This window comes from Arenibacter latericius DSM 15913 (assembly GCF_000424985.1).
Classification (GTDB): domain Bacteria; phylum Bacteroidota; class Bacteroidia; order Flavobacteriales; family Flavobacteriaceae; genus Arenibacter; species Arenibacter latericius.
In genome coordinates, this window is sequence record NZ_KE384289.1 from 13089 (window position 1) to 40029 (window position 26941).

24 protein-coding genes, 1 tRNA gene and 1 pseudogene are annotated in these 26941 nt (G+C 36.1%); 19 read left to right on the plus strand and 7 right to left on the minus strand.

The window, feature by feature from the left end; genetic code table 11:
- Nucleotides 1-617: 617 nt before the first annotated feature.
- Together lpdA and H344_RS0118570 are read right to left on the minus strand one after the other, a co-directional pair.
- Nucleotides 618-2024, minus strand: coding sequence for a dihydrolipoyl dehydrogenase (lpdA, locus tag H344_RS0118565; protein WP_026811641.1), 1407 nt, complete (start codon nucleotides 2022-2024; stop codon nucleotides 618-620).
- A 117-nt stretch (nucleotides 2025-2141) separates the two neighbouring features.
- Nucleotides 2142-2600 carry an Lrp/AsnC family transcriptional regulator gene (locus H344_RS0118570; RefSeq protein ID WP_026811642.1) on the minus strand — a complete coding sequence of 153 codons (459 nt, stop codon included), beginning with the start codon at nucleotides 2598-2600 and terminating at the stop codon, nucleotides 2142-2144.
- 156 nt (nucleotides 2601-2756) lie between these two features.
- On the opposite strand from H344_RS0118570, the gene H344_RS0118575 reads away from it, so the two are divergent.
- From H344_RS0118575 to ribB, 11 genes are all read left to right on the plus strand, one after another.
- The gene (locus H344_RS0118575; protein ID WP_026811643.1) at nucleotides 2757-3956 is read left to right on the plus strand and encodes an aminotransferase class I/II-fold pyridoxal phosphate-dependent enzyme; all 1200 of its coding nucleotides are present in this window, start codon (nucleotides 2757-2759) and stop codon (nucleotides 3954-3956) included.
- A gap of 201 nt (nucleotides 3957-4157) precedes the next feature.
- Nucleotides 4158-5660, plus strand: coding sequence for a Na+/H+ antiporter NhaC (gene nhaC, locus H344_RS0118580; RefSeq protein ID WP_026811644.1), 1503 nt, complete (start codon nucleotides 4158-4160; stop codon nucleotides 5658-5660).
- Between the two features lie 432 nt (nucleotides 5661-6092).
- On the plus strand, nucleotides 6093-6737 hold the full coding sequence (locus H344_RS0118585; protein ID WP_026811645.1) for a peroxiredoxin: 645 nt from the start codon (nucleotides 6093-6095) through the stop codon (nucleotides 6735-6737).
- A 79-nt stretch (nucleotides 6738-6816) separates the two neighbouring features.
- Entirely contained in the window at nucleotides 6817-7131 is a 315-nt protein-coding gene (locus H344_RS0118590) for a thioredoxin family protein (RefSeq protein WP_026811646.1), read from the plus strand.
- Nucleotides 7112-7369, plus strand: a complete 258-nt coding sequence (locus H344_RS0118595; RefSeq protein WP_026811647.1) for a DUF6952 family protein — start codon at nucleotides 7112-7114, stop codon at nucleotides 7367-7369. Before H344_RS0118590 ends, H344_RS0118595 begins: the two co-directional genes overlap by 20 nt.
- Nucleotides 7370-7563: 194 nt before the next feature.
- Nucleotides 7564-8070: a thiol peroxidase gene (gene tpx / locus H344_RS0118600; RefSeq protein WP_026811648.1), complete on the plus strand. Its 507-nt coding sequence runs from the start codon at nucleotides 7564-7566 to the stop codon at nucleotides 8068-8070.
- Nucleotides 8063-8428, plus strand: a complete 366-nt coding sequence (locus H344_RS0118605) for a diacylglycerol kinase (RefSeq protein WP_026811649.1) — start codon at nucleotides 8063-8065, stop codon at nucleotides 8426-8428. Before tpx ends, H344_RS0118605 begins: the two co-directional genes overlap by 8 nt.
- A 172-nt stretch (nucleotides 8429-8600) precedes the next feature.
- Complete coding sequence (locus tag H344_RS0118610) at nucleotides 8601-11000, plus strand: FtsK/SpoIIIE family DNA translocase (protein WP_026811650.1); 2400 nt, start codon at nucleotides 8601-8603, stop codon at nucleotides 10998-11000.
- Nucleotides 11001-11038: 38 nt separating this feature from the next.
- Nucleotides 11039-11683: a LolA family protein gene (locus tag H344_RS0118615; protein ID WP_026811651.1), complete on the plus strand. Its 645-nt coding sequence runs from the start codon at nucleotides 11039-11041 to the stop codon at nucleotides 11681-11683.
- Between the two features lie 73 nt (nucleotides 11684-11756).
- Nucleotides 11757-13178: an LptF/LptG family permease gene (locus tag H344_RS0118620; RefSeq protein ID WP_034257004.1), complete on the plus strand. Its 1422-nt coding sequence runs from the start codon at nucleotides 11757-11759 to the stop codon at nucleotides 13176-13178.
- Nucleotides 13168-14310 (plus strand): 3,4-dihydroxy-2-butanone-4-phosphate synthase, encoded by a 1143-nt coding sequence (gene ribB, locus H344_RS0118625; protein ID WP_026811653.1) that lies wholly within the window; start codon nucleotides 13168-13170, stop codon nucleotides 14308-14310. Before H344_RS0118620 ends, ribB begins: the two co-directional genes overlap by 11 nt.
- 234 nt (nucleotides 14311-14544) lie before the next feature.
- On the opposite strand, the gene H344_RS0118630 is transcribed toward ribB, so the two are convergent.
- Together H344_RS0118630 and H344_RS0118635 are read right to left on the minus strand one after the other, a co-directional pair.
- A complete protein-coding gene (locus tag H344_RS0118630; protein ID WP_026811654.1) occupies nucleotides 14545-15741 on the minus strand; it encodes a DegT/DnrJ/EryC1/StrS family aminotransferase in 1197 nt (398 codons plus the stop codon).
- Between the two features lie 48 nt (nucleotides 15742-15789).
- On the minus strand, nucleotides 15790-16422 hold the full coding sequence (locus H344_RS0118635; protein ID WP_026811655.1) for an NAD(P)H-dependent oxidoreductase: 633 nt from the start codon (nucleotides 16420-16422) through the stop codon (nucleotides 15790-15792).
- Between the two features lie 319 nt (nucleotides 16423-16741).
- On the opposite strand from H344_RS0118635, the gene H344_RS0118640 reads away from it, so the two are divergent.
- Nucleotides 16742-16826, plus strand: a tRNA-Ser gene (locus H344_RS0118640).
- Between the two features lie 163 nt (nucleotides 16827-16989).
- On the opposite strand, the pseudogene H344_RS21610 reads toward H344_RS0118640, so the two are convergent.
- Nucleotides 16990-17163 (minus strand): annotated as a pseudogene (locus tag H344_RS21610) (transposase); the annotation flags it as partial.
- Between the two features lie 327 nt (nucleotides 17164-17490).
- On the minus strand, nucleotides 17491-18072 hold the full coding sequence (locus H344_RS21295; RefSeq protein WP_051254399.1) for a hypothetical protein: 582 nt from the start codon (nucleotides 18070-18072) through the stop codon (nucleotides 17491-17493).
- A gap of 215 nt (nucleotides 18073-18287) precedes the next feature.
- Here H344_RS21295 and H344_RS0118650 point away from each other — a divergent pair, with 215 nt between their 5' ends.
- The 6 genes from H344_RS0118650 (at nucleotide 18288) to H344_RS0118680 (ending at nucleotide 23111) form a co-directional block, all read left to right on the plus strand.
- Nucleotides 18288-19160 (plus strand): AraC family transcriptional regulator, encoded by an 873-nt coding sequence (locus tag H344_RS0118650; RefSeq protein WP_026811656.1) that lies wholly within the window; start codon nucleotides 18288-18290, stop codon nucleotides 19158-19160.
- Nucleotides 19161-19617: 457 nt separating this feature from the next.
- Entirely contained in the window at nucleotides 19618-19926 is a 309-nt protein-coding gene (locus tag H344_RS0118655) for an ArsR/SmtB family transcription factor (RefSeq protein ID WP_026811657.1), read from the plus strand.
- Between the two features lie 48 nt (nucleotides 19927-19974).
- Nucleotides 19975-20442 carry a DUF6428 family protein gene (locus H344_RS0118660; RefSeq protein WP_026811658.1) on the plus strand — a complete coding sequence of 156 codons (468 nt, stop codon included), beginning with the start codon at nucleotides 19975-19977 and terminating at the stop codon, nucleotides 20440-20442.
- 17 nt (nucleotides 20443-20459) lie between these two features.
- Nucleotides 20460-21092 (plus strand): low molecular weight phosphatase family protein, encoded by a 633-nt coding sequence (locus H344_RS0118665; protein ID WP_026811659.1) that lies wholly within the window; start codon nucleotides 20460-20462, stop codon nucleotides 21090-21092.
- A gap of 2 nt (nucleotides 21093-21094) precedes the next feature.
- On the plus strand, nucleotides 21095-22141 hold the full coding sequence (gene arsB, locus H344_RS0118670; RefSeq protein WP_026811660.1) for an ACR3 family arsenite efflux transporter: 1047 nt from the start codon (nucleotides 21095-21097) through the stop codon (nucleotides 22139-22141).
- A 469-nt stretch (nucleotides 22142-22610) separates the two neighbouring features.
- The gene (locus H344_RS0118680; RefSeq protein ID WP_169514993.1) at nucleotides 22611-23111 is read left to right on the plus strand and encodes an AlbA family DNA-binding domain-containing protein; all 501 of its coding nucleotides are present in this window, start codon (nucleotides 22611-22613) and stop codon (nucleotides 23109-23111) included.
- Between the two features lie 299 nt (nucleotides 23112-23410).
- Here the strand turns inward: H344_RS0118680 and H344_RS21300 are convergent, their stop codons facing one another.
- Nucleotides 23411-24394: a helix-turn-helix domain-containing protein gene (locus tag H344_RS21300; RefSeq protein ID WP_051254400.1), complete on the minus strand. Its 984-nt coding sequence runs from the start codon at nucleotides 24392-24394 to the stop codon at nucleotides 23411-23413.
- Nucleotides 24395-24509: 115 nt separating this feature from the next.
- Here H344_RS21300 and H344_RS0118690 point away from each other — a divergent pair, with 115 nt between their 5' ends.
- Nucleotides 24510-26927: a TonB-dependent receptor gene (locus H344_RS0118690; RefSeq protein WP_026811662.1), complete on the plus strand. Its 2418-nt coding sequence runs from the start codon at nucleotides 24510-24512 to the stop codon at nucleotides 26925-26927.
- The last annotated feature ends 14 nt before the right edge of the window (nucleotides 26928-26941 follow it).

The following is a 26941-nucleotide window of genomic DNA, read 5'->3' on the forward strand; positions in this document are numbered from 1 at the left end:
ATTCAATTACAAAACTAACAACATAATGCATACCCAATATATGTTTAGTTAAATGATAGATTGAAATACTTTAATTACATAATACTCTAGACATAAAAAAAGTCCTGTTGGCACATGTCAGCAGGACTTTATGGTTATAGATCAGATTTATGGATATAAAATGGGGTCGCGCTTTTCTTAAAATAAAATTTTTGGGCGTTCCCCTATAGGGACGCTCTTTACGCTATACCTGCCTCACAACCGGCAGGTCTTTTTTGGCTATCGGCCTATATCGGTAATTTTGCTTTATTGAGGCATTATTCAAAATACCCCAAGGTTTACAAAACCTTGCAGGATTAGGAGCTACAAACCCATAATTCCAAAAAAGTATGCCGCTACAATAGCTAACACAAATTAATCTGACGATTTAGTAATGTGCTAATTTGAAAATGAAATAATAACCCCCAAAAAAACATGGAGCGGCTAAATGTGAAATCGGTTTAAATACTGAACTATTTTTCGTTTAGGTACCTGATATAATAGGTTGTCCACTTGAACTTTTAACTTTGCTTACAAAAATAGGCCTGTTGGAATTCCAACAGGCCTATTTGATTATATATAATTAATATTACCCCTTATTATATATGCAATGCACGATCTTCGGTCGCCGCCAAGGCAGCTTCCTTCACTGCTTCTGCATAGGTTGGGTGAGCATGACTCATTCTTGAGATATCTTCCGCAGATGCTCTAAATTCCATTGCTGTAACGGCTTCTGCAATCAAATCTGCCACACGAGCTCCAATCATATGGACGCCTAAAACTTCATCGGTCTCCTTATCAGCTAAAATCTTAACAAATCCGTCTAGATCCATACTAGCACGAGAACGTCCTAAAGCTCTCATTGGAAACTGACCAGTCTTATAATCTACTCCTTCTTCTTTTAACTGCTCTTCGGTTTTTCCTACTGCAGCAACTTCTGGCCATGTATAAACCACACCAGGAATAAGGTTGTAATCGATATGTGGCTTTTGTCCTGCCAAAATCTCAGCTACCAAGCTACCTTCTTCCTCGGCCTTATGAGCCAACATAGCACCCCTTACTACATCTCCAATAGCGTATATATTGGAAACATTAGTCTGTAAATGATCATTAACCGCAACAGTACCGTTTTTTTCCATCTTTACCCCAGCAGCTTCTAAATTTAAGCCATCAGTATATGGCCTTCTTCCTACAGCTACCAAACAGTAATCTCCTTTAAGCTCAACTTCGGCGCCTTTCTTATCATCAGCTTTAATAATTACTTCATTACCTTTGGTCTCAACAGATTTTACTTTATGAGACAGAAGGAACTTAACTTTCTGTTTCTTTAATACTTTGGTTAATTCTTTGGATAGACCAGCATCCATACCTGGGATAATACGATCCATGAATTCTACCACTGTTACCTCTGCCCCCAGACGCTTATAAACCTGACCCAATTCCAAACCGATAACACCACCTCCGATGATGATCATATGTTTTGGAATCTCTTTAAGCTTTAAAGCTTCGGTAGAGGTAATTACTCGCTTCTTATCTAGTTTAATAAATGGAAGTGTTGATGGTTTAGAACCTGTAGCGATAATTACATTCTTCGCTTCAATAGTTTCTGTTTCCCCATCTGCTTTAGCAATATTGATATGAGTGGCATCCTTAAAGCTCCCCACCCCTTCATAGACAGTAATCTTATTCTTGTCCATCAAGAATTTAACCCCAGCACAAGTTTGGTCTACTACAGCCTGTTTACGGAAAATCATTTTTTCCAAGTTTACCTTTATTTCTCCTGGAACTTCAATACCATGCGTTTCAAAATGCTTCACTGCGTCCTCATAATGGTGTGAAGAATCTAACAAGGCTTTAGAAGGTATACACCCAACATTAAGGCAGGTTCCCCCTAAGGTGGAATACTTTTCTATAATTGCGGTTTTCATTCCTAATTGGGCACATCTAATTGCAGCGATATATCCTCCAGGACCTGAGCCAATAATGGCTACATCGTATTGGGTCATATTAATATTGTATTGAAAAGATTAGATTTAACTTAATTAAAACAAAAATACAAATGTTTTTGGTTGTACAACAAGGCAACTTTATGAAAATAATAGTTCTTGTGTTTTTAGCGAACCCTAAAGAGAAATCTCCGTACTATTCTTCACTTCTTCAATAACAAAGGCGCTTTGGGTGCTTCCAATATGGTTAAGAGCGGTGAGCTTAGTCACCATAAAGTCGCGATATTCTTCCATATTCCCCACATAGATTTTTAGAATATAATCGTAATCACCACTTATATGCAGACATTCTACCACTTCCTTTAATTTTAAAACTTCCCGTTCAAACTGTGCTATATGCTCCTTGGTATGCTGTGTTAATTTCACATGACACAGCACTACAAAAGATTTATTAACCTTTTTCTTATCTACCAAAGCAACGTACCTGGTAATAACCCCCGTTTTTTCCAATCGCTTGATTCGTTCATAGGCGGCGGTTACCGATAATCCTAAAATAAGAGCATATTCTTTGGTAGTGCGCTTGCTATCTTCTTGAAGCAATCCTAATAATTTAAAATCGGTATCATCTAATTTCATTCTGATAAATTTTCGGTATTACGAGCCAGATGGATTATTTTGGGAAATAAAATCTATTAATTTTAAGATATGTAGTTTTATATTCCAAATATACTCTTAGTTATTGATTTTACATCTATTTATATATAGATTTATAGTAAAATAAATAAAATTATCATGAAATATAAAGGCGCTGATCAACTACAGGATTTACAATACTTTGGAGAATTTGGAGGAGTAAACCCCTCTATCTCAGATTCCTCTACCTATACTTTTTTATCTGCCAAGACCATGTTTGATACTTTTGAAGGGAACACCGAGGGCTGCTATTTGTACAGCAGACACTCTTCCCCCTCTAATTTGTATTTAGGAGAAGCTTTGGCAGCACTAGAAGGTACCGAAACTGCTAATGTAACTGGTAGTGGTATGGGCGCCATCACTTCCGTAATCTTACAATTATGTGATGCTGGCGACCATATTGTAAGCAGTAGAACCATCTATGGCGGCACCTATGCCTTTATGAAGAATTTTCTGAAAAAATTTGATATTAGAATCTCATTTGTAGACACTACCAATATAGAGTCCGTTACTGAGGCTATAACCTCTAAAACAAAATTGCTCTACTGCGAGTCGGTTAGCAATCCTCTTTTAGAGGTAACAGACATTGCACAAATGTCAGACATTGCTAAAATGAACGGCATCCCATTAGTGGTAGATAACACCTTTTCTCCTTTATCTATTAGTCCTGCTAAATTAGGCGCCGATATAGTAATCCATAGTCTTACCAAGTTTATTAATGGCACTAGTGATTGTGTAGCGGGAGCCATTTGTGGCACCACGGAATTCTGTCTCAGCCTAAAGGATGTTAATTCTGGTGCAGGGATGCTATTAGGGAGTACGCTAGATAGTTTACGAGCAGCATCTATATTAAAAAATATGCGGACACTGCACATTAGAATGCAGAAACACAGTGAAAACGCACTGTTTTTAGCACAAAACTTTGAGAAGGACGGATTAAAAGTTGTGTATCCAGGATTAAGCTCACACAAAGACCATAGCATAATGACAAAGCAATTTAATCCGGAGTATGGCTATGGTGGGTTGTTAACTATTGATGTAGGCTCTATTGATAAAGCAAATGCCCTTATGGAACTAATGCAAGAAAAAAATCTTGGATATTTGGCAGTGAGCTTGGGCTTCTACAAAACCTTATTTAGTGCACCTGGTTCTTCCACTTCTTCTGAAATTCCTATTGAAGAACAATTAGAAATGGGACTATCGAATGGGTTAATCCGTTTCTCAATAGGTTTAGACAGTAATATTGAACTCACCTATAACACTATGAAAAGCTGTCTCCAAGAATTAAGAATAATGTAAAGGCCTTTAAGACCAGCTATAAATAGAAGCTTTAAATCACTTAACAACTCAAGTAATATAACATCGGCATTCACCACATCCACTAATTAAAAAGGAAGCTTCCAAAAATTACAAGCTAAGCTAAAATCGTTACTATTTTATTTAGGTTTGCAGAACAAGGGGCAAAATCGTAATATTACGAGGTAACAAAGACTTTTTTAAATGCAAAACAATAGCACCAGCCCTAGCGGGCCTGATAATGAACATATTGTAGAAAATAAAGAGTTAAACCTTTGGGAAGCATTAATTCCCGTAATTGCATTGATAGGAATGTTGGCCTACAATGTTTTTGTTTTTGGAGACGATGCCCTTAGTGGCTCCAATCAGTTCATTCTCCTTATGGGTGGTGCTGTTGCTGCAGTGGTAGGCATTTTTAATAAGGTCTCTTATGAGAAAATGTTTTCTGAGGTAGCCGAAAACGTGAAGTCGACTACTGGCGCCCTATTGATTCTACTAATGGTAGGAGCGCTTTCTGGAACTTGGCTAATCAGTGGAATTATCCCTACCATGATATATTATGGTTTACTGATACTAAATCCCACTATTTTTCTAGCGGCTTGCGTTATCATCTGTGCAGTAATCTCCGTGGCTACAGGAAGCTCTTGGACCACATCTGCAACAGTAGGTATTGCCCTAATTGGAATAGGAACCACCCTAGGAATTCCCTTGGGAATGACAGGGGGAGCCATCTTATCTGGCGCCTATTTTGGAGATAAAATGTCTCCTTTAAGCGACACCACCAACTTAGCTCCTGCCATGGCCGGGACCGATCTCTTTAGTCACATTAGGTATATGACCCTAACCACCGTCCCTACCATTAGCGTAACTATATTGGTTTTTATAATTTTAGGCTTAACTATAGATACTAGTGGTATAGCAGATACTCAGGGAATAATGAATTCAATAGAAAAATCCTTCAACATTAATGGTTGGTTGTTTTTGGTACCTATTGTTGTAATAGCCCTTATCTTAAAAAAAGCGCCTCCTCTTTTGGCCCTACTAATTGGAACCTTGTTAGGCGCAGTCTTTGCATTAATTTTTCAACCTGAAATTGTAATGGGACTTAGCGGAGCATCTACCCTAACATTAGAATCTGGTTATAAGGGAGTAATGAATGCGATAACAGTACAGACCAATATTGCCTCTGAAAACGCTATCCTTAGTGATCTCTTCTCCTCCAAAGGAATGGCAGGAATGTTGGGAACTATTTGGTTAATACTATGTGCTATGGTGTTCGGGGGAATCATGGATGGAATTGGAGCCTTATCTAGAATCAGTAGTGCCTTGTTGAGTATTGCGAAATCTACCTTTAGTCTCTTTGCTAGTACTGTTGCCAGTTGCTTAGCATTAAATCTTACCGCTTCTGACCAGTACTTGGCAATAGTGGTACCTGGTAAAATGTTTTCTAAAGCATATAAAGACAAGGGACTAGCTCCAGAAAACTTGAGTAGAACTTTAGAAGACTCTGGAACCGTGACTTCGGTACTTATTCCTTGGAATACTTGTGGCGCTTATCACTCAGGGGTCTTAGGTGTAGGAGTGGCCGACTATTTTGTATACGCTATTTTCAATTGGCTTAGCCCGTTCATGACCTTGATCTTTGCCGCTTTTAATATCAAGATAAAGCAACTCGCTACAAACGTTGTTGGAGCAGGCAAAAACTAATTAAGTCTACAATCCATTAGGTAGACTACTTCTGTCTACCTACCTAAACGGAAGGCAAGCCTACCTAAACGGAAGGCAGGCCTACCTAAACGGAGGGCAGTTTCGCCTTATCAGAAGTTGTAAGCTTTTAATTTCGATTGGCAAGTAAACTTACCAATATGCACATTTTACACTTTTTAAGCATCCCGCAATAAAACTCAGCCTAAAAGAGCAATACTCCTTAAATTACAGAAACCTCAATTTTAAAGGGGAATTATAAGGATTCAATAAATTATTAGTATCAAAATCAACAAATATTCATCACCCCCTTCCTACTACAGTCTGTCATCTATTAAAGCTATAACCTTATAAATTTTTTAAATTACAATCCCTTCGTATCACCTGATATAAGCTGTAATTTTACATCAGAAATCAATAATAAAAATAATAAATATGACTTTTGTAGGTAAAAAATTTCCAAATCTTAGCGTAAACGCAATGAATGAAATGGGCGATACTTTTAAGATTAACGTTTTAGAGGAAGCGCAAAAAAACAATAAAAAAGTAATCTTGTTTTGGTACCCAAAGGATTTCACCTTTGTATGTCCAACTGAATTACTAGCTTTCCAATCAGCTTTAGGCGAGTTCGATAAAAGAAACACTATAGTAATTGGTGCTTCTTGTGACACTGCTGAAGTTCATTTTGCTTGGTTAAACACTTCTAAGGACAATGGTGGTATTGAAGGAGTTACTTACCCAATTCTTGCAGACAGCAACAGAAACCTTGCATCTACTTTAGGTATCTTAGATATTACTAATGAGCAGTACAACGACGAAACTGGAGTTGTAACTGTAGAAGGTGATAATGTTACTTACCGTGCCACTTACTTAATTGATGAAGAAGGTACTGTATTCCATGAAGGTATTAACCACATGCCACTAGGAAGAAACGTAAATGAGTACCTACGTTTAATTGACGCCTATACTCACGTTCAGGAAAAAGGAGAAGTTTGTCCTGCAAACTGGGAAGAAGGTAAAGATGCTATGACTGCCGATAGAAAAGGAGTAGCAAGCTACCTTGCTAACCACGCCAACTAAGAACAAGCAATAAATTTTGTGGAGTCCATTCTTAGTAATGGACTCCTATTCTTTAGTATGAATTTAAAAATTTAGAGTTATGATATTAGAATTGGAAAATGATAATCTTCAAGAGATTATAAAAGATAATAAAAAGGTTGTTGTACAGTACTCTGCCACGTGGTGTGGTAACTGTAGAATTATGAAACCTAAGTTTAAGAAAGAAGCTTCCGAGAACGAGGATATTACCTTTGTACTAGCGGATGCAGAAAAGTTTCCTGAGTCTAGAAAATTAGCAAAGGTAGATAACTTACCTACTTTCGCAATCTTTGAAAATGGAGAGATTAAAAATCAGGTGCAGACCAATAAGTATGACGTTTTAAAAGAATTGATCAGTGAAATTACCAGTAATTAAGCACCTTACACAGTTTATCGCCGATAACGACGAAGACTATGTATTGGAAACCATAGAAACTTTAGAATCTATTACGGAAGTCTCTTCCTTAAAAGAGGAGGAAATGGATGTTATTGGTGAAATACTATCAAATTTATATGGAGCGTTGGAAGTCAACAAGTCCATTAAAGAAGGGAAATCCCAAAAAGACGCCCTTAATGAATTTATGCAAAGGGTAATGGGATCTATAGATAATTAAAAGGTACTAAGGCAATTTTTGTCTGTAAACTTTATAAAAGCCGTCTGTAAAAGAAAAAATTCTTTTACAGACGGCTTTTTACTTAAAACAGAGGACATTTACTACCTAAGTCACTTACTGCAACTTTTTCTCTCTTATTACTTACATATCCGCTATATATTTTTTATTTTCACAGCAAATTAAAAATATAAACCATGGCTACTGTAACACTTAAGGGAAACCCTATAAATACAATTGGATCACTACCTTCCGTAGGGAGTGACGCACCTTCATTTTCATTAACTAAAGGAGATCTTTCCTCCGCCAATTTATCGGACTACAAAGGAAAAAAGGTAGTATTAAATATATTTCCTAGTATAGACACAGGTACTTGCGCACAATCTGTACGTCAATTTAATAAGGAAGCTGCTGAATTAGAGAATACTGTTGTTTTATGTATTTCCAAGGATCTTCCTTTTGCACAAGCTCGTTTTTGTGGTGCTGAAGGAATAGAAAATGTTGAGATGCTATCTGATTTTAAAGATGGAAATTTTGGCAAAGCGTACAAAGTTGCTTTTACCGATGGTCCACTTGCTCCCCTATTATCTAGATCTGTAGTAGTTTTAGACGAGGCAGGAAAGGTAGTCTATAATGAGCAAGTGAAAGAAACTGTAGATGAGCCTAATTACAAGGCAGCCCTAGAAGCCTTAATGAATGCCTAAAGAAAGTTTTATCATTAATCGCATCCGTAGCGTAGGTTTTGCTGCTAAGGGTGCAATCTTACTTATAAAGACCGAAGCCAGTATAAAGGTTCAGGTCTTTATAAGTTTGATAATGACCTTTGCCGGTTTTTATTTTGAAATCTCTAACACAGAATGGTGCCTGCAAATATTAGCTATTGCACTAGTTCTAGGAATGGAAGGGATGAATACAGCAATTGAAAAAGTAGCCGATTTTATACAACCCAATTTTGATCCTAAAATTGGTCTAATTAAAGATGTCTCTGCCGGGGCTGTTATGTTTGTATCCGTTGCCGCCTGTATAATAGGTGTTATAATCTACGGACCAAAAATATTTTAATTTCATTTTTTTTACGATTCCAATAATATATTCAAGCTAACGGAGTTGTTTGGTATACAGCATAAAACGTGTTTAACCAAAGAAAGATATCTTCCGGAAAAACTGGAATGTTAAAAAGTTGGAATGTGTATATCAGTAAATTTGTAATTTAGCCCCCAGAATAATAGATTTAATGGCAAAGAAGTCAAATAAAACAAGGTCTAAGACCCCTACAAAAAAACGTTTAACAATAAAGTTATCTAAACAGAATAAAGTAATTCTGGGCGGGTTATTAATGTTGTTGGGTATAGCCCTGTTTTTCTCTTTCCTCTCTTTCTACTTCACATGGCAAGATGACCAAAGCGTATTGAGCGAATTTGCCAATAGGAATGAACAAGCTAAAAATTTATTAAATAAGTTTGGCGCCAATGTAGGGCACCTTTTTATTTATAAAGGATTTGGAGTAGCCTCCGTCATTTTCACCTACTTAATTTTTCTTTCTGGATTACACTTATTTTTCAGTATCACCAAGAAAGACCTATTTAGAAAATGGATCTGGGGATTAGTCTTTATTATATGGTTTTCCATTGCATTTGGCTTTTTTGCAAATACCAAGCCACTTTTAGGCGGAATGGTAGGTTATGAGATGAACGACTTCCTTCAAGATTATGGAGGAAAGGTTGGAGTTTTCTTAATGCTACTTTTTGGGTTGATAGTTATTTTAGTGAGACTCTTTCAGTTTTCTCCAGAAACCGCCGTTAGTTACCTTAACAAGAAAGGAAAATCTTTAGCTTCCGAGTTAAAAACAGATCCTAACACCAAAAAACAAGCTTCTACCACCCCCGAAATCACAGAGGATGAGGAAGAAACTATTACTTCTATAGAAGAAGAGACCCCTGTTATAGTAGATGCATACACCCATAAAAAGGATATCCCACCATTACCAAAAGAAGATGAGGACGATTCTTTCCAGGTCAATGTGGGTACTGAAGAAGAGACCATATCCATGGAAGTGGAGGAAATAAATGAAGAAACCGAAGAGATAGATAATATTGCCAATAAATTGGTGGATGATTTTGGAGAGTTTGATCCAACTCTTGAACTAGGGAATTACAAATTTCCATCTCTAGACCTTTTAGATCCCCATGGTGTTTCAGGCGGAATTACCATCAACCAAGAGGAATTAGAGGAGAACAAGAATAAGATTGTAGAGACCTTAAAAAACTATAAGATAGGCATTGCCCAGATTAAAGCTACTATAGGACCTACAGTAACCCTTTACGAAATTGTACCAGACGCGGGAGTACGTATATCAAAAATTAAAAACTTAGAAGACGATATTGCGCTTTCTCTTGCAGCTTTGGGAATACGTATTATTGCCCCTATACCAGGGAAGGGAACCATTGGGATTGAGGTACCCAATAAAAATGCTACTATTGTTTCTATGCGCTCCGTTATTGCCTCTAGCAAGTTTCAGAAGGCAGAAATGCAGCTTCCTATTGCCTTTGGTAAAACCATTAGCAACGAAACTTTTGTAGTAGACCTAGCTAAAATGCCCCACCTTTTAATGGCAGGAGCAACAGGACAGGGTAAATCGGTTGGACTTAACGCAGTACTTACCTCACTACTTTATAAGAAGCACCCTGCCGAAGTAAAGTTTGTACTTATAGATCCTAAAAAGGTAGAACTTACTTTATTTAATAAAATAGAACGTCATTATCTAGCCAAGCTACCAGATTCTGATGAAGCTATTATAACAGACAATGCCAAGGTAATTAACACCTTAAATTCGCTTTGTATAGAAATGGACAATAGGTATGAGCTATTAAAAGTAGCTATGGTCCGAAATATTAAGGAGTACAATGTGAAATTTAAAGCCCGTAAACTGAACCCCAACGACGGGCATATGTTTTTACCTTATATAGTTTTGGTTATAGATGAGTTTGCAGATTTAATCATGACAGCCGGCAAGGAAGTAGAAACTCCAATTGCCAGATTGGCACAATTGGCAAGGGCAGTCGGGATTCACCTTATTATTGCTACTCAAAGGCCATCTGTTAACGTTATTACCGGGATAATAAAAGCAAACTTCCCCGCTAGGATAGCTTTTAGAGTTACCTCTAAAATAGATTCTAGAACCATCTTGGATGCCCAAGGTGCAGATCAATTAATTGGTCGTGGAGATATGTTATTCACCCAAGGAAATGAGGTGACTAGAATTCAGTGTGCTTTTGTTGATACTCCTGAGGTAGCTAAGATTACCGACTTCATTGGGGCTCAAAGAGCATATCCTGATGCACATTTGTTACCAGAATATGTAGGAAACGATGAGTCTGGCACAAGTATTGATTATAACGTATCCGAAAGAGATTCTAAGTTTAGAGAAGCAGCAGAAGTTATTGTAATTGCACAACAAGGTTCCGCTTCTTTAATACAGCGAAAGCTAAAATTGGGATATAACCGTGCAGGTAGAATAATAGATCAATTAGAAGCAGCTGGAATCGTTGGACAATTTGAAGGTAGTAAAGCCAGACAAGTACTTGTACCAGATATAGCTGCCTTAGATCAACTTTTGGCTAATGAAGCTCAATAAAGAGCATTAACAGATAATAAAATAAAATATAGAAGAAAATGAAAAGAATACTTTTCTTAGCACTAGTAACATTAACCACTACCATGGCTATGGGCCAAGACTCTAATAAGGCCAAAAACTTGTTAGACGAAGTCTATAATAAGGTTAAGAGTTATGATAATATTTTTGTAGATTTTAAATATTCATTAAAGAACGAAGAAGCTAATATAAATACGGATACTCGTGGCGATGTAACTATGCAAGGTGACAAATACGTATTCAACTATATGGGAGCTAAGCAATTATACGACGGAAAAAAGGTATACACCGTAGTTCCAGAGAATGAAGAAGTTACCATAGAGGAAAAGATAGACGATGATAATACCATCACCCCTTCTAAAATGCTTACCTTTTATAAGCAAGGACACACCTATGATTGGGATATATTACAGAATATTCAGGGAAGAAAAATTCAGTATGTTAAATTAACCCCCATAAATAGTGACTCCGAAACTAAATCGATCCTTCTAGGTATTGATGTAGAGACAAAACACATATACAAGTTGATTGAAACCGGGAAAAATGGTACAAAAACTACTATAACTGTTAATTCTTTTAAAATAGACCAACCGCTTTCCAAAACCTTATTTACTTTTGATGAAAAGAAGTACAAGGAAGATGGGTACTACATTATAAGAAATTAAGCCCTTGAGAATACTAGACCGATATATATTATCGAGATTCCTCTTTAATTTTTTTAGTTCGTTTGTAATATTGATGTTCATCTTTATTTTTCAAACGATATGGTTATTTATTGACGATTTTGCCGGTAAAGGATTAGACATCTTTATTATCGGCAAATTTTTGTTTTACCTAATGCCCAACCTTATGGAACGGGTAATCCCATTAACGGTATTACTATCGTCTATTCTAACCTTTGGGACTTTTGCTGAGAACTATGAGTTTGCCGCAATGAAAGCCTCAGGGATTTCCCTACAGCGATCTATGCGAAGTTTAATAATATTTGTTATTTTCTTAGGTGGCGTAACCTTCTACTTTGCCAACAACATCATCCCTATTTCGGAACAAAAGATTTATAACCTAAGAAGAAATATTGCTAAGGTTAAACCAGCAGCGATAATTACTGAAGGAATTTTTAGTGACCTTGAAGGCACGGATATGAACATGAAGGTAGATCGGAAATATGGAGAAAAAGACCGATTTTTAGATAATGTTGTCATTCATGAAAAATCTAAGTCGGGCGTAAACACTACGGTTATTAAAGCAGAGTCTGGGGAACTTATAAGCAGTGAGGAATCAGACATTCTACAGTTAGTTCTTAAAGACGGACATTATTACCAGGAAATGGCTACTAGAAACAGTAATCAGAAGTTGAAAAGTCCGTTCGCAAAGGCCGATTTTAAAAAATATACAATCAATAAAGATCTATCCGAATTAGATGATGTAGACCTTAATGAAGAAAGAGATGTTAGTACGGATAAAATGAAGAACATCTCCCGTTTATCAAAGGATATAGATTCTTTAAGAGAAGACAACCTAATGGTGGTTACAGCTTTCTCCAAGAACATTGTTAACAGAATGGGCGCCTTTATAACGCTTAACAAACCAGACTCACTAAGCGCCTTAAGTATCGCTAACAAAAGAAGAGAACGAGACTCCCTTGGCACCGTAGTCTCTACAGACACCATACTCTCTCTTTATCCGGAGTATCAAAAAATGCAAGTGTTATCCACTGCAAAGACTGCTACCGCTAATATTATAACCACTATACAGGGAAAGAAAAAAGAATTACAGATTAAATACAAGATCTACCGCCTTCATATCTTGTCTTTACATAAAAAGTATGCTTTGGCACTTTCTTGTATTATTCTCTTTTTTGTGGGTGCACCCCTAGGCGCTATTATTCGAAAAGGCGGACTAGGTCTCCCCATGGTAATCGCCATTATATTATTCCTTACCTATTACTTTATTGGTGTATTTGCAGGAAATTACGCCAAAGAAGGAAACATCCACCCTATTATTGGGGCATGGTTATCTACCTTTATAATGTTACCTTTAGGTGTTTTTTTAACCAGAAGGGCAACTGCCGATAAAGGCTTAGTTTCCATAGGAAGTATAAAAGATTATTTTAAGGAATTAATTAAAAAAAATAGTAAAACTGCTACACATGACAACTAAAATGGAAGATACCATTACGTTAAATACCATAGAGGAGGCCATTGAGGATATTAGGCAAGGGAAGGTAATTATTGTTGTGGACGATGAGAACAGGGAGAATGAGGGCGATTTTATAGCAGCTGCTGAACTAGCCACTCCAGAGATGATTAATTTTATGGCTACTCATGGGAAAGGGCTTATTTGCGCACCCTTAACAGAGAAACGATGTAAGGAGTTAGGATTACATATGATGGTCTCTAACAATACAGACCCAATGGAAACTGCATTTACTGTTTCGGTAGATTTGCGGGGTAGCGGAGTTACCACAGGTATTTCGGCCTCAGACCGCGCCAAAACGGTACTTGCTATGACCAACGAGAATTTAAAGCCTCACGATTTGGCTAGACCAGGTCATATTTTCCCATTGGTCGCCAAAGATGGCGGGGTTTTAAGAAGAACAGGACATACAGAAGCAGCAATAGATTTCGCACGCTTAGCCGGATTACAGCCAGCGGGAGTGATTGTGGAGATTATGAACGATGATGGCACCATGGCTCGCTTACCACAGTTGTGCAAAGTAGCTAAGAAGTTTGATCTAAAGATAGTTTCTATTGAAGATCTTATAGCTTACCGCATGGAACACGATAGTTTGATCCAAAAAAAGGAGGATTTTGACATTGTGACTAGATTTGGAAAATTTAGGTTAAGAGCCTATCAACAAACAACTAATAACCAAATACATATAGCATTAACAAAGGGCACCTGGAAAAAGGATGAAAAAGTACTTACCCGCATCAACTCTACCTTAATAAACAATGATATTCTTGGAACTTTAACCAATAATCCGGACAAGAAGTTAGAGGATATGTTCAATGCCATCAATAACGAAGGCCGAGGAGCTATTGTTTTTATAAATCAAGAGTCCGAATCCCTAAATTTATTGGGCAGGTTAGGGGAATTAAAAGAACTACAGAAAAAAGGCGTTTTTAAAGCCCCTAAGGTAGATATGGATGCCAAGGACTTTGGCGTAGGAGCACAAATCCTTCATGATATTGATATTGCTAAGATTAGACTTTTAACCAATTCTACGCAAATAAAGCGTGTAGGTATCGTTGGCTATGGTCTTGAGATTGTAGATTATGTAACCTATTAAAAATGCTCACTTTTATAATAGGAACACCAATTAGCCAATAGGTTTAAGAGTGACACTTTAAAGGGAATTTTGAATAGCGTTCTACTTCTACCACTGTAAACCATATACTATTCAACTTATTAAATAAAAAAACCACTATTAGATCAAAAGCATTTAATAGTGGTTTTTACTTTTTATAAGAAAGAACTATACTTTTTACTTAGGCACTAGGTACTAAAAGCTTTTAACTTTTTTCTAGGCTAGAGCACTTTTTATGGCCGTTATCATTTTTTCTGCACGTTCATTTACCTCTTCCTCTGTCCAACTTAATTTTATCAGGCAAGAAATGGTTCGCCCCACCCATTGGTCCGACTTAGAGAAGTCCGAGTTCCTATAATCAGGCATTCCATTTCTAATTTGGTCAGATAACGGGCTAAGGCTCTTTAAATCCTTTAAATGATCCCATTTTCTATAGTAATGCCAATTATTATCATACCAATAAAAACTAGCATCCACACCATTTTTAGATAGTGCTGCAATAGCTTTTCGCGCTAATTTTTCTGTAGGCAAAAAGAAATTAAGAAAGGAATAGTTTTCCACCCCTCCCTCGGGAACTCTTCTAAAAGTTACCTCTGGTAGCGTTTCTAGGGCAGAGCGCAAGATGGTATAATTCTTTTTCTGAGTTTCCAGAAAGCTATCTAACCGGTTTATCTGTGCCAGTCCCACTGCGGCGTGCAATTCTGAAATTCTATAATTATAACCTAGAAATGGATGACTTTCCGCTCCCCTATCGTTCCCTATATGATCATGACCATGATCTGAAAACTGATGCGCCGTTTCATAAAACGTCTTATTATTTGTAATGAGTGCTCCTCCTTCGCCACAGGTAATGGTTTTTACATAATCAAAGGAAAAACATCCTAAGTCTCCGTAACTCCCCAAGGGCTTACCCTCATAGCTGCCCCCTATTGCCTGGCAAGCATCCTCTAGCATAATAAGCTCATGTTGATCACAAATCGCCTTTAAAGCGCCTAAATCTGCCATAGAACCGCACATATGAACAGGCATCACCACTTTAGTTCTTTTAGTAATTGCTTTTTTTACTGCTTTAGGGTCTAAGGTAAGGGTATCGTCTACATCTACTAAAATTGGAGTAGCGCCCACGGACAAAACCGCTTCAAAACTGGCCACAAAAGTAAATGTAGGTAGAATTACTTCATCCCCTGCTCCTACCTTAGCACAAGCCAGCGCGACGGTTAGAGCTGCGGTACCGCTACTTACCAGATGAGCATGATTCACCTGCATTCTATCCTCCAGTGCTTTTTCGAGTTCTTTAGCCTTCCAATGTCCGTTCCTCATCCCATCAAAACCGTATCGCATCAGTACTCCTGAATCTAACACCTCATTAACTTGTGCTCTTTCCTTTTCACCAAAAAGTTCAAAACCTGGCATAGCTATATTTTTTAAAAAATTACATTAAAGTTTAATAAATAAAAGTAATTAGGATATATGGATAATACTATCCTTTAGATTTTTACGAACCTTTTTAAAGGTAGCGAACATATCATCCTTAGCCCTATACCCTACGGGAAGAATTAAAACTGAAGTCAATTTATCTTTTTCAAGACCCAATAACTTGTCATAAGCCGAGGGATCAAAACCCTCCATAGGACAAGAATCAATACCTTCCATGGCACAGACGGTTAGCAAAGTCCCTAAGGCAAGATAAGCCTGATTCGTCGCCCAAACTCGAACTTCCTCTCTCTCTTTTTTAGAAAATTCATCTACCAGGGCTCCCTGAAAGGGTTCTAGGATTTCATCTGCAGTATTGCGTATTTGTTTTACCCTATTAAAATAATTGTGAATAAATTCTTTATCGATCTTTTTCTCGATACAAATGATGAAAAGATGCGAAGCCTGCCCTACCTGTTGTTGACCATAGCTGTGATCTACCAATTTATTTTGTAATTCCTTATTCTGAATAATTACAAGCTTAATAGGCTGAAGTCCAAAAGAAGTTGCCGTAAGGTTAAAAGCATTCTCTAGGATTTCCACTTTTTCTGCGCTCAACAACTGATTGGAATCAAACTTTTTTACCGCATATCGCCATTCTAATTTCTTAATAGTATCCAAATCGCTTTTCTTTAAATTCTAACAATACATTTTATAGATATAAGATATTGCCAAAAGTATATCCTGCCTATAATATTTTGTTCATTCTTAAACTGCCACTTAATAAGTTGTTTTCCTAGATTTAGTAGGAATGTCAAAGTTAAGTTTATTTCCCAATTCAACTAAGCAATAGGCTTGAAATGTAATGGTAGTATACGACATCTCATTTCACTTAACCCCTCTATTTCAACTAAATAGAAAATAATTGAAAAATATTTTAAATAAAATTGCAAAAAACTTTCCATAAATTGAAAAAGGTTTTTATATTTGCACCCGCTAAGGAGAAATGGCAGAGTGGTCGAATGCGGCGGTCTTGAAAACCGTTGAGGGTCACACCTCCGGGGGTTCGAATCCCTCTTTCTCCGCTGACAAGCCCCGTAAACCCAATGTTTACGGGGCTTTGTTTTTATGGGTGTTGAATTAGGTGTTGTTTATAGCTTATTTAAAATCGAGAATCCATAGGATCATGACCAATTGTTGTGTTTATGCAAACAATGGATCAAGTCCTAAATCTGGGTTTTTACCATTTTAGGAATATAATTTAATCAAGCGATATAAGAAGTATTCCGTATTCCTGACTCCCCTAAATTGTGATCTAAAAGCCTTTACTTTGGCATTAAAGGATTCTGCTGAAGCATTTGTACTTCTGTTTAAAAAATAGTTGAGTACAGAGCGGTAATTTAAAGTAATGCTATTGGCTACCGTTTGGAAGCTCTTTCATAAAAAAAGTTATTAAGGTTATCCAACGGGAATGCAACGATGGGGATATAACCATATGGAGATTTTAAAAATTGTGGTGCGTAGGGATATCCCATTTTTTAAAATACTACAAAGGCCGCTTGATCAAATTGCGGCATAAGCATAAAAAATGATTTTTTTTTGGTTAGCACTGCTTGCCCTACATTGGAATTTGATGTTCTAAGACCCAGTTTTACATTGTGGTTCTTACAAAAATAGTCCCTGAAAGAGAACATCTTCCAGGGACTAAAATTAAGATAAGCCCATTTTGTTGATTATACCCGGTCCTTCTTAATACACATTGACTTCTTCGGTATATACGGAAGCTCCATCCCCTACCGTTATAATATAACTACCGCTAAAGGCTTTTTCGAAATTAAAGGATTTTGAGACATCTAGGGTATTGTCCATCGTTTCTGAGAATAGCAAACGATCCATTGCGTCGTGCACCTCAATACTAACAGGATTTAGGTCCAAATTCAAGAGATTTAAATAGATCCTACCATCCTTCTTCCGGAATGCCGGTTTAAATTTAGTATAGTTGGAAACCAAGGAAAGCTTGGTTTTTTCAATGGCAATCACAAACTCTTCAACCCGCAGGTGGTTTTCAACCGTCAAGACATATATACCGAAGGCCAATTTATTGAGATCCAGTCTTTTGTCACGTATCTCATTTTTTTTGACCCATTTGGAGTATATGACATGGTTATCCATATCAATCAACCGTACCTGATAATCCGTCTTTGGGTTATCTAGTTCAATGGCTATCTTTTTCCTTGCCTCTTCCATTGTAATCTTTGGCTCCGCGCCCATAGCACCATTAGTGGAGAACAAGAGGGCGAGGATTGCTGAAAATTTGAATGCTCTTTTCATAATTTTTCATTTTAAGATTAGTAAATAATTATGATACAAACATAGACCCGAAGAGAAGGGTACACTACTACACATTTTTCCTATTTATGTTTCTAATTAACCTTAAAGGAAATCAAATAGGCTTATTATTGTTAATTTAGCATAGATATGGGGTAAATTGGTAGTGATTTACCAGAGTAGGTCTTTTTAATTTTATAACAACAATAAATGTGGTCATGATTATACATAAGCCTAAATTGGAATCAATATCCCCTAATTTTGGGAATTCGTTTACCTATCAAAAATTCGTCGAGAAACATAGGACCAGAAATGTCGTTTGGCACTACCACCCTGAAATAGAACTGGTATACGTAAACGGGGGGACCGGCAAACGCCAAGTAGGCAGCAACTTGTCATGTTATACCTGGGGAACCTTGATCCTAGTAGGCAGTAACCTGCCCCATTGCTCTTTTACGGATCAACTAACCGGCAACAAGTGCGAGACGGTTATACATATGAAAGCCGATTTTTTGGGAAGTGAATTTTTTGATATTCCAGAAACGGCCAAAATAAAAAAGCTACTTCAGGTTGCCCAACTCGGCATCGTGTTTTCAGGGGATACCAAGACCTCGGTAGGTGCCCTAATGGAAGAAATGGAACATCAGACCGATTTTGAGCGGTTAGTATCTATACTAATTGTTTTAAATGAATTGGGGAATACTGATGAATTCAGGATTCTTAATGCCGATGGATTTGCCCTTTTATCCGATGTAAAGGACAACGATAGGATCAATCTGGTCTTCAATCACGTAAAGACCAATTTTAAGGAGGAAATTCCTTTGAAGGAGGTCGCCCATCTGGCTAGCATGACAATCCCATCATTTTGCCGCTATTTTAAAAAGATTACCAACAAAACCTTCACTCAATTCGTCAATGAGTATCGGTTGGTGCATGCCTCAAAATTGCTTGCCGAACAACCCATCAGTATCACGGAGGTTTGTTTTGAAAGTGGATTCAACAATTTTTCCCATTTCAATAAACAGTTCAAAGCATTCACGGGGAAGAATCCGTCAGATTATCGAAAACAACTCAAAACTGTTCTGGAGTAATATTGTTTGAGACCTAAATAAATATAGGTTTTAAAAATAAACTTGCAAAACAATGACCAGGTACCATAAAACGGCCTATGAATGAAACATTAAAACAAAACATAGTTCCAATAATTAATTTTTAGAGAAACAATGTAACAATTCTCCAAAGTATCTAGATCCAAGTTCCATTTAGAATTTAAAAAAAAGCTCCACGTCGGTTATTTCCTGGGGCGTTTAAAAATATATTTAAGTTACGAGAGCTGGCTTTATTACTGAACAAAATCTATCATGACAAATAGTTCACTTAAGAATCTGTTTAATTACCTGCGGTGATATTTTAAGTGCCGTTAAAAACCATACACATTTACGATTACAAATACTTTTTAAATTTATTATTTAGTGTTGGTAAACTTTTAAATATTAATCGTAATATTGCAATTAAACAATTATGTAAAATAATCAATAGATATAAAATATGTACACAGACCGGCAAAAAGAGATCGCTTTATTCGCAAAAGTCTTTGGGCATCCAGCACGAGTGGCCATTCTACAACAGCTCTTTGAAATAGACGCTTGTTATTGCGGGGACCTATCGGAAGAAATTGGTCTTGCCCAACCTACCATTTCCCAACACTTAAAGGAATTAAAAACATTGGGACTAATTAAAGGAACTGTAGAAGGAACAAAAGTCTGCTATTGTATAGACAGTGAAAACTGGGCAAAAATGAAAAAAGTGATGCACCAATTTTTAAATCAAGACATTCCTAAAGCGGATTGTTGCTAATTTTTTTCACTCAATACATCGTTAAATCGCAATAAACAAATATATAAAATGACGTTATTAGAAATTAAAAACAAATTGAACCAATTGGATAAAATAGCGTTCCAATTGCCAAATGGAAAATTAGTGCCCAACTACTTTCACGTAACAGAAGTTGGAAAAATTAATAAGCATTTCATTGATTGTGGCGGCACAGTAAGAAATGAAGAAGTGGTCAATTTCCAACTTTGGAATGCAAACGACTACGACCACAGGTTACATCCAGAAAAATTATTGAATATCATAGAGCTTTCCGAACGGGTTTTAGAGATTGATGATCTGAAAATCGAAGTGGAATATCAAGGTGATACTATTAGGAAATTCGGACTTGATTTTGACGGTAATCACTTCTTGTTGACCAATAAACAGACCGATTGTTTAGCGAAAGATAATTGCGGCATTCCCGTAGAGAAACCAAAAACAACATTATCGGAAATAAATAGTGGTTCTTCTTGCACACCAGGAGGTGGCTGCTGCTAATATTATAAATTAAGAAAATGAAAACAACAGAACCAACTCTATTTTTGGAAATAGAACAAGCTATTAAGAAATTAAATCCTCAGACCATTTCCGAGGAACGCAAAGCAGTATTACAACCCCTTATCAATTTTATTCAGTCAAAAGTTTCAAACCAACAAGAAATCAGAATCAACTTTATCTGTACGCACAATTCCCGAAGAAGTCATTTATCACAGGTTTGGGCACAAACTTTAGCCTATCATTTCAATATCAAAAATGTATTCTGTTATTCAGGTGGTACAGAAAGTACCGCACTTTTTCCAATGGTTGTAGAAACTTTGCAAAATTCAGGTTTTCAGGTAGCAACTATTTCAAACAACGAGAACCCAATTTACAGCATTAAATTTTCAGGCAACGAACATCCAATAATAGGATTTTCAAAAAAGTTGGATGACGACTTCAATCCAACATCTGGATTTGCAGCCATTATGACTTGCGATTCAGCAAATGAAGCATGTCCATTTGTTCCTGGTGCAGAGAAACGCATTCCTATAACTTTTGAAGACCCAAAAGCATTTGACAACACACCGCATCAAGCAGAAAAATACAAGGAGCGAAGTCTGCAAATTGCAACCGAAATATTCTATGTTTTCTCTCAAATAAATTCATGAAAATGGCAACAAAAAAATTAAGTTTTCTCAATAGTTATTTAACCCTTTGGATATTTATTGCTATGCTCTTGGGCGTAGGTATTGGCTATTTATCCCCATCTTTTCCCAATCTTATCAACTCGTTTAGTAGCGGAACTACGAACATACCTATAGCGATAGGATTGATATTAATGATGTATCCACCTTTGGCCAAAGTGGATTATTCCTTGCTGCCTAAGGTTTTTAGCAACACAAGGATCCTTAGCATCTCACTTATCTTAAATTGGATTATAGGTCCCGTTTTAATGTTTGCATTGGCAATTACATTTTTACGTGATTATCCAGAATATATGGTAGGCGTTATTTTAATCGGTTTGGCCAGATGTATCGCAATGGTTCTGGTCTGGAACGACCTAGCGGAGGGAGATAGCGAATATGGTGCTGGTTTGGTAGCCTTAAACAGTGTCTTTCAAGTTTTTGCATATAGTTTCTATGCTTGGATCTTTATTACCGTGCTACCGCCTTATTTTGGATTTGAGGGGGCAATTGTGGACATCTCTATTGGAACGGTCGCAGAAAGCGTAGCAATCTATCTAGGGTTGCCCTTTTTAATGGGAATCTTAAGTCGGGTAATTTTGGTAAGGATAAAAGGAGAGGAATGGTACAAACAAATATTTATTCCTGCCATTTCCCCAATGACCTTAATTGCACTTTTATTTACGATTGTGATTATGTTTTCCTTAAAAGGGGAATTAATTGTTGAAATTCCAATGGATGTATTTATCGTTGCCGTTCCCCTTATTATTTATTTTAGTCTAATGTTCATCATTAGTTTTTTCGTTACCAAGGCTTTGGGGGCTTCATATGAAGAAAACGCAGCTGTTTCATTTACAGCGGCAGGTAATAACTTTGAATTGGCAATTGCAGTTGCCATAGCGGTTTTCGGACTTAATTCGGGGCAGGCCTTTGCAGGGGTTATTGGACCATTGGTTGAAGTACCCGTTTTAATCTTTTTAGTTAGGGTTTCTTTTTGGTTGAAGAAAAAATATTACCGAAAGGCCATCGTTTAGCCCATACACACCTATTTAGTGTGACATTTTTGAATTCTATTCATTCCATAGTCGATGCAAGGGCAATATTGGCTACCGATATTTCACGCGCAACCAAAACTAGGCACAATACAGTCAAAAGGCTCTAAAACAAGGCTCTATGAAACTGGCATTAAATTTTTATTACTCACTGATTGAAAGTCACTAATAACAAGTTGAAATTAAGAATCGAAAACAAAAATAATGTAGCATAAAAAACAGCACCAAATTTATTTGGAAATACAAGTTTTCAGTTAAGTCGATGTCTATTAGTTTGTAATTAAAACAAAATGGAAGTCCAGTTTAAATTCTGTAATATTGTAACTGAATTAATTATTGATTAAACCTTTTTAGGATAGTAAGGTCAAACCAGTAAGTCGGCAATTCTAGAGTTACCATCCATATGAAAATGCTTATAAATTATATTTCTTTTTTTAAAAAGGAACATTCATTGTCGAAAAAAGAGCGTTTAAAAAACCTTAAGATCCTTATTAATTCTGCAGAAAATCAACATTTAGCATTCCTTTCAGCTACACCTTTGAATTTGAAACAACCTATAGCCGCTGCAGCCACTGAAAAGGAATTTCTTAAATCTGTTGCTAGTTTTATGAATTCAGAAGGAGGAAATCTGCTATTAGGCGTTAATAAAGACAGTACTATTTTAGGGTTGGAAAATGATGGGGTGCCTTTTAAAAAAAAGGATAGGAAAAGATTTTCTGAATATATTAGTCAACTAATCTCTGACAAACTCGGCCCTCAATTCTGTACTTTAACCAGATATCATTTTTATAAAATAGACAAGAAATTCATTTGTCAAATAGAAATAGGTAAGAGTTATATTCCCGTCTATGTTCCTATCAACAACACCTACCATATGTACATATGGGAGAAAGATAAAATCCGTAACCTAAACCTTCATGAAATGTTGGAATATGTTGAGTCCAGATATTAATATAATGGTCTAACTGAAAATTAATCAATGCCATTAAAGGCTAGATAGTTATCCCTAATCAATTCTTAACTGATATGTAAAAAAAGGTCAGAATTTAATTAACAGTCCAACCCCTTTTGTTATTAACTTACACAATTTGAGGGTATTATTCACTTAAGAGCTATCTAATTTATTCACATAATATCGTATAAATTATAACTATAAACGAGAAGATACATTTTACGATGCAGGATAATAGGTTTTTCCTGAAAATATGGTTTTCTCAAAATAAAGGTTATAGAATTTATGTAATTATCTTATTATCTAGCCCCAGGTTTTAACTCACTGGGTAAATACCCCATAGTTTTTTTAAATGCTTTTGTAAAGTGCTGTGGATTAGAGTACCCCACTTCATATGACGCTTGGGCAATAGAAAAATGTTTCTTCAGTATTAAAGTTTTTGCAGTTTCCATTCTCAACTTAGTGATATATTTAAAAATAGTTGTTTTATGGACTGTTCTAAAATTACTTTTTAGCTTAGTGGTATTATACCCCACCACTTCAGAAAGCTCCTTTATGGTTAATCGTTTATTTAAATTTTGCTCAATATATTCAACTACTTTCTGAATACTCCTATAATCAGATTTAGGTATTTCTAAACTATTACTCTCTGAGTTTTTATGTTTGGTACTCATTAGCATATCTATCAACAACCATCTTGTCTTACACTCTAAATAACTGATTTTCACGCTATCTTCATAGGGACAATTGATAATTCCCGCAAGAGATTTTTTTAATTTATCAGAAATAAATCTATTAGCTTCATTAGGGTTATTTATCCTATTATCAGAGATGTGCGCAAAAAAGTCACTTCTCGGAATGTAACCTTTACCTAGTAAACTTTCCAGAAAGTCCTTAGTAAAAAGTACTTCTAAAGCACAGAAACTTGATCCACATATTTTTTGTTTACCAGTATTAGAAACCCATTCGAAGGGAAGATAGGTCCCCGAAGTTAACCTAAACACTGTATTGTCATTAGGATCCTGATACTCAAGAGCACCTTCTAAAAGAAAATATAAACCGAAACAATGTTTACAATTTTCTACTTCCAGAATAAGGTCATTGGATAAAGTAAGTCTTCTAATAATAACTGTTAGTCCCTCTAGCTCAATCCCCTCTTGTATCACTTCTGCATTCCCGATGGTACCAGAAGATTCAAAATATGTCACATTACCATGAACAGCTTCTAATTCACTCTTATTACTAATAGGATAACATATTGATTTTGAAAAACCTACACTCATGACTTCCTTTTACGTTGTTTAAACTTCCCTTTTCGGTACTACTTTCTATAAAGCTAACTTAGATTTGCAAATCTATCTATTTAGAATTAATCTCAATAAGAATAATAAGTTTATAATGAAAAAATTACTCTCAGCCTCTTTATTGAGCATTGTCTTCTCTACGCAAGGTCAAGAAACACAAGGAACAATATGGGGCGTAGTAAGTGATGAAGTCGGGAGCCCCTTACCTTATGCTAATGTTTTAGTACACGACGAAAAGTTAGGTGTACTTACAGACGATAATGGTGAATATCTAATTAGTAATCTACCAGAAGGAAAGCACGTTATTGAGGTTTCATATATAGGATATACTAAAAGCTCACAGTCCATTGAAGTTAAGGGAAATCAAAACAATATTAACGTCAATTTCAATTTAAAGCCACAAGTAGAGCAACTGAATGAAGTAACAGTTAGTGGTATGACTAAGGAGACCGAAATTGAAACTAAAGGCTTTGCCGTTAATGCTATAAAAACAAAGGAAGCTGGTCTAAGGAACATCCAAACAAACGAATTGTTAAATACGACTGTAGGCGTTAAAATTCGACAAAATGGAGGTTTAGGTTCGGAGGTAAAATATAGTTTAAATGGATTATCTGGAAATTCTGTGCGAATATTTATAGACGGTATTCCTATCTCTACTTATGGAAATTCTTTTAATCTAAATAGCATTCCACCTTCAATGATTAAGAATATTGAAGTTTATAAAGGAGTAGTACCTGGTCATTTAGCAGACGATGCTTTAGGTGGCGCTATTAATATTACACTTCTTGATAATGCTAAGTCGAATATCAATGGTTCGGTTTCTTATGGGTCCTTTAATACTTTTCAGACTAGTGTTAATGGTCTGTATCGTTTTGATAAATCTGGTTTTACCGTAAAGGCATCTTTATTCCATAATTATTCTGATAATGATTATAAAATATCAGGAAGAAGTGTTGTAGTTACCGGCTTAGGAGGAGTGCAAACACCAATAACGGCAAGAAGATTCAACGATGCTTACAGGTCTACTGGAGGAATGGCTCAAATTGGCTATACCGATGTAAAATGGGCAGATCGATTTTTTGTTGGGGTTACTGGTTCAAATGATTATAAAGAAGTTCAACATGGCGCATTTGTAACGATAACACCATACAAGGATAGGTTCTTAGAATCAGACGCGCTGTTAGCAAGCTTAAACTATAAAAAGAAAGATCTTTTTATAAAAGGGCTAGATGTTAATGTAAATGGTTTGCTTGGCAAAAGAAACCGCTCCGTCAATGATACCGTTCCTTGGGCATATAATTGGAACGGAGAACGGGCAATAGATTTTAGAGGAAATATATATCAATATACCTGGCGTTCACAACAAGAAGGAGGCCCAACTCTAGCTAAAATTAAAAGAAAAGTTGCTTCCATTAGAACTGGGGTTTCGTATGATTTTAATGGCAATCATAAGGTATTATTAAACCATGTATATAGTGGCATAGATAGAGAAGATAGTGATTCTTTAAGGTCGGTTCTAGAAAATAAATTCTTAGGAACTAGAGATCTGCACAAGAACATATTTTCTTTGACCTATGAATTAACAGGTTTTGGAGATAAATTAAAAGCCAGTTTGTTTGGAAAACATTACCAACAAAAAACGATTAGTATAGACCCTGCTATTGCCACAGACAACAATGGAAACAAGCAGGTCATTGATGAAGTTGTAAGCAGTAATAAAAATTATGATGGCTTTGGATTGGCTGCATCCTATTCTCTCAGTTCAAATTTCACCTTGCTTACTTCAGCAGAAAAAGCAATTAGATTACCAAACGAAACAGAAGTGTTTGGTAATGACGGAGACAATGTTGTTGCCAATGCAAGTATTAACCCAGAAAGCAGTAACAATTATAATTTTGGGTTCAGATTAGGTGCAATTAGAATTAAAAAGCATGACTTTACCATTTCTTCTAATGTTTTCACCAGAAACATCAAAGATAGAATTGGATTGCCTATTGAAACCTCATTAAATATTGACGATGAATTAATCGTTTATGTTAATCAAGGAAGTGGTACATCCAAGGGAATTGACGCACAATTAAATTATTCGTACAACAACAACTTTAGCCTCAATTTTAATGTATCACGGTTCGATTTAAAAATCGTGAATAAAGGTATCGAAGTAGATGTTCCGAATACCCCATTTTTCACCATGAACGGAGGTTTACGGTATTCCTTTAAAGATTTATTTCAAAAGAAATCTCACCTAAATCTCTTTTACAATATCTATTTCACAGATGAATTTTCATTCTTAACATCACAGGGAACAAATACTGTTGGCAACGATTTTTTTGAAGTTCCTCAACAATTGGCACAAGATATTGGGCTTAGTTACACCTTTCCTAATAACAATTTGGTGGTGAGCTTTGATATAAAAAATGTGTTTGATGAATCCGTATATGATAATCTTTCTGTTCAAAAACCAGGAAGGGCTTTTTACTTAAAACTTAATTACGCAATAAATAAATTTTAATCTTTTAAACTAAA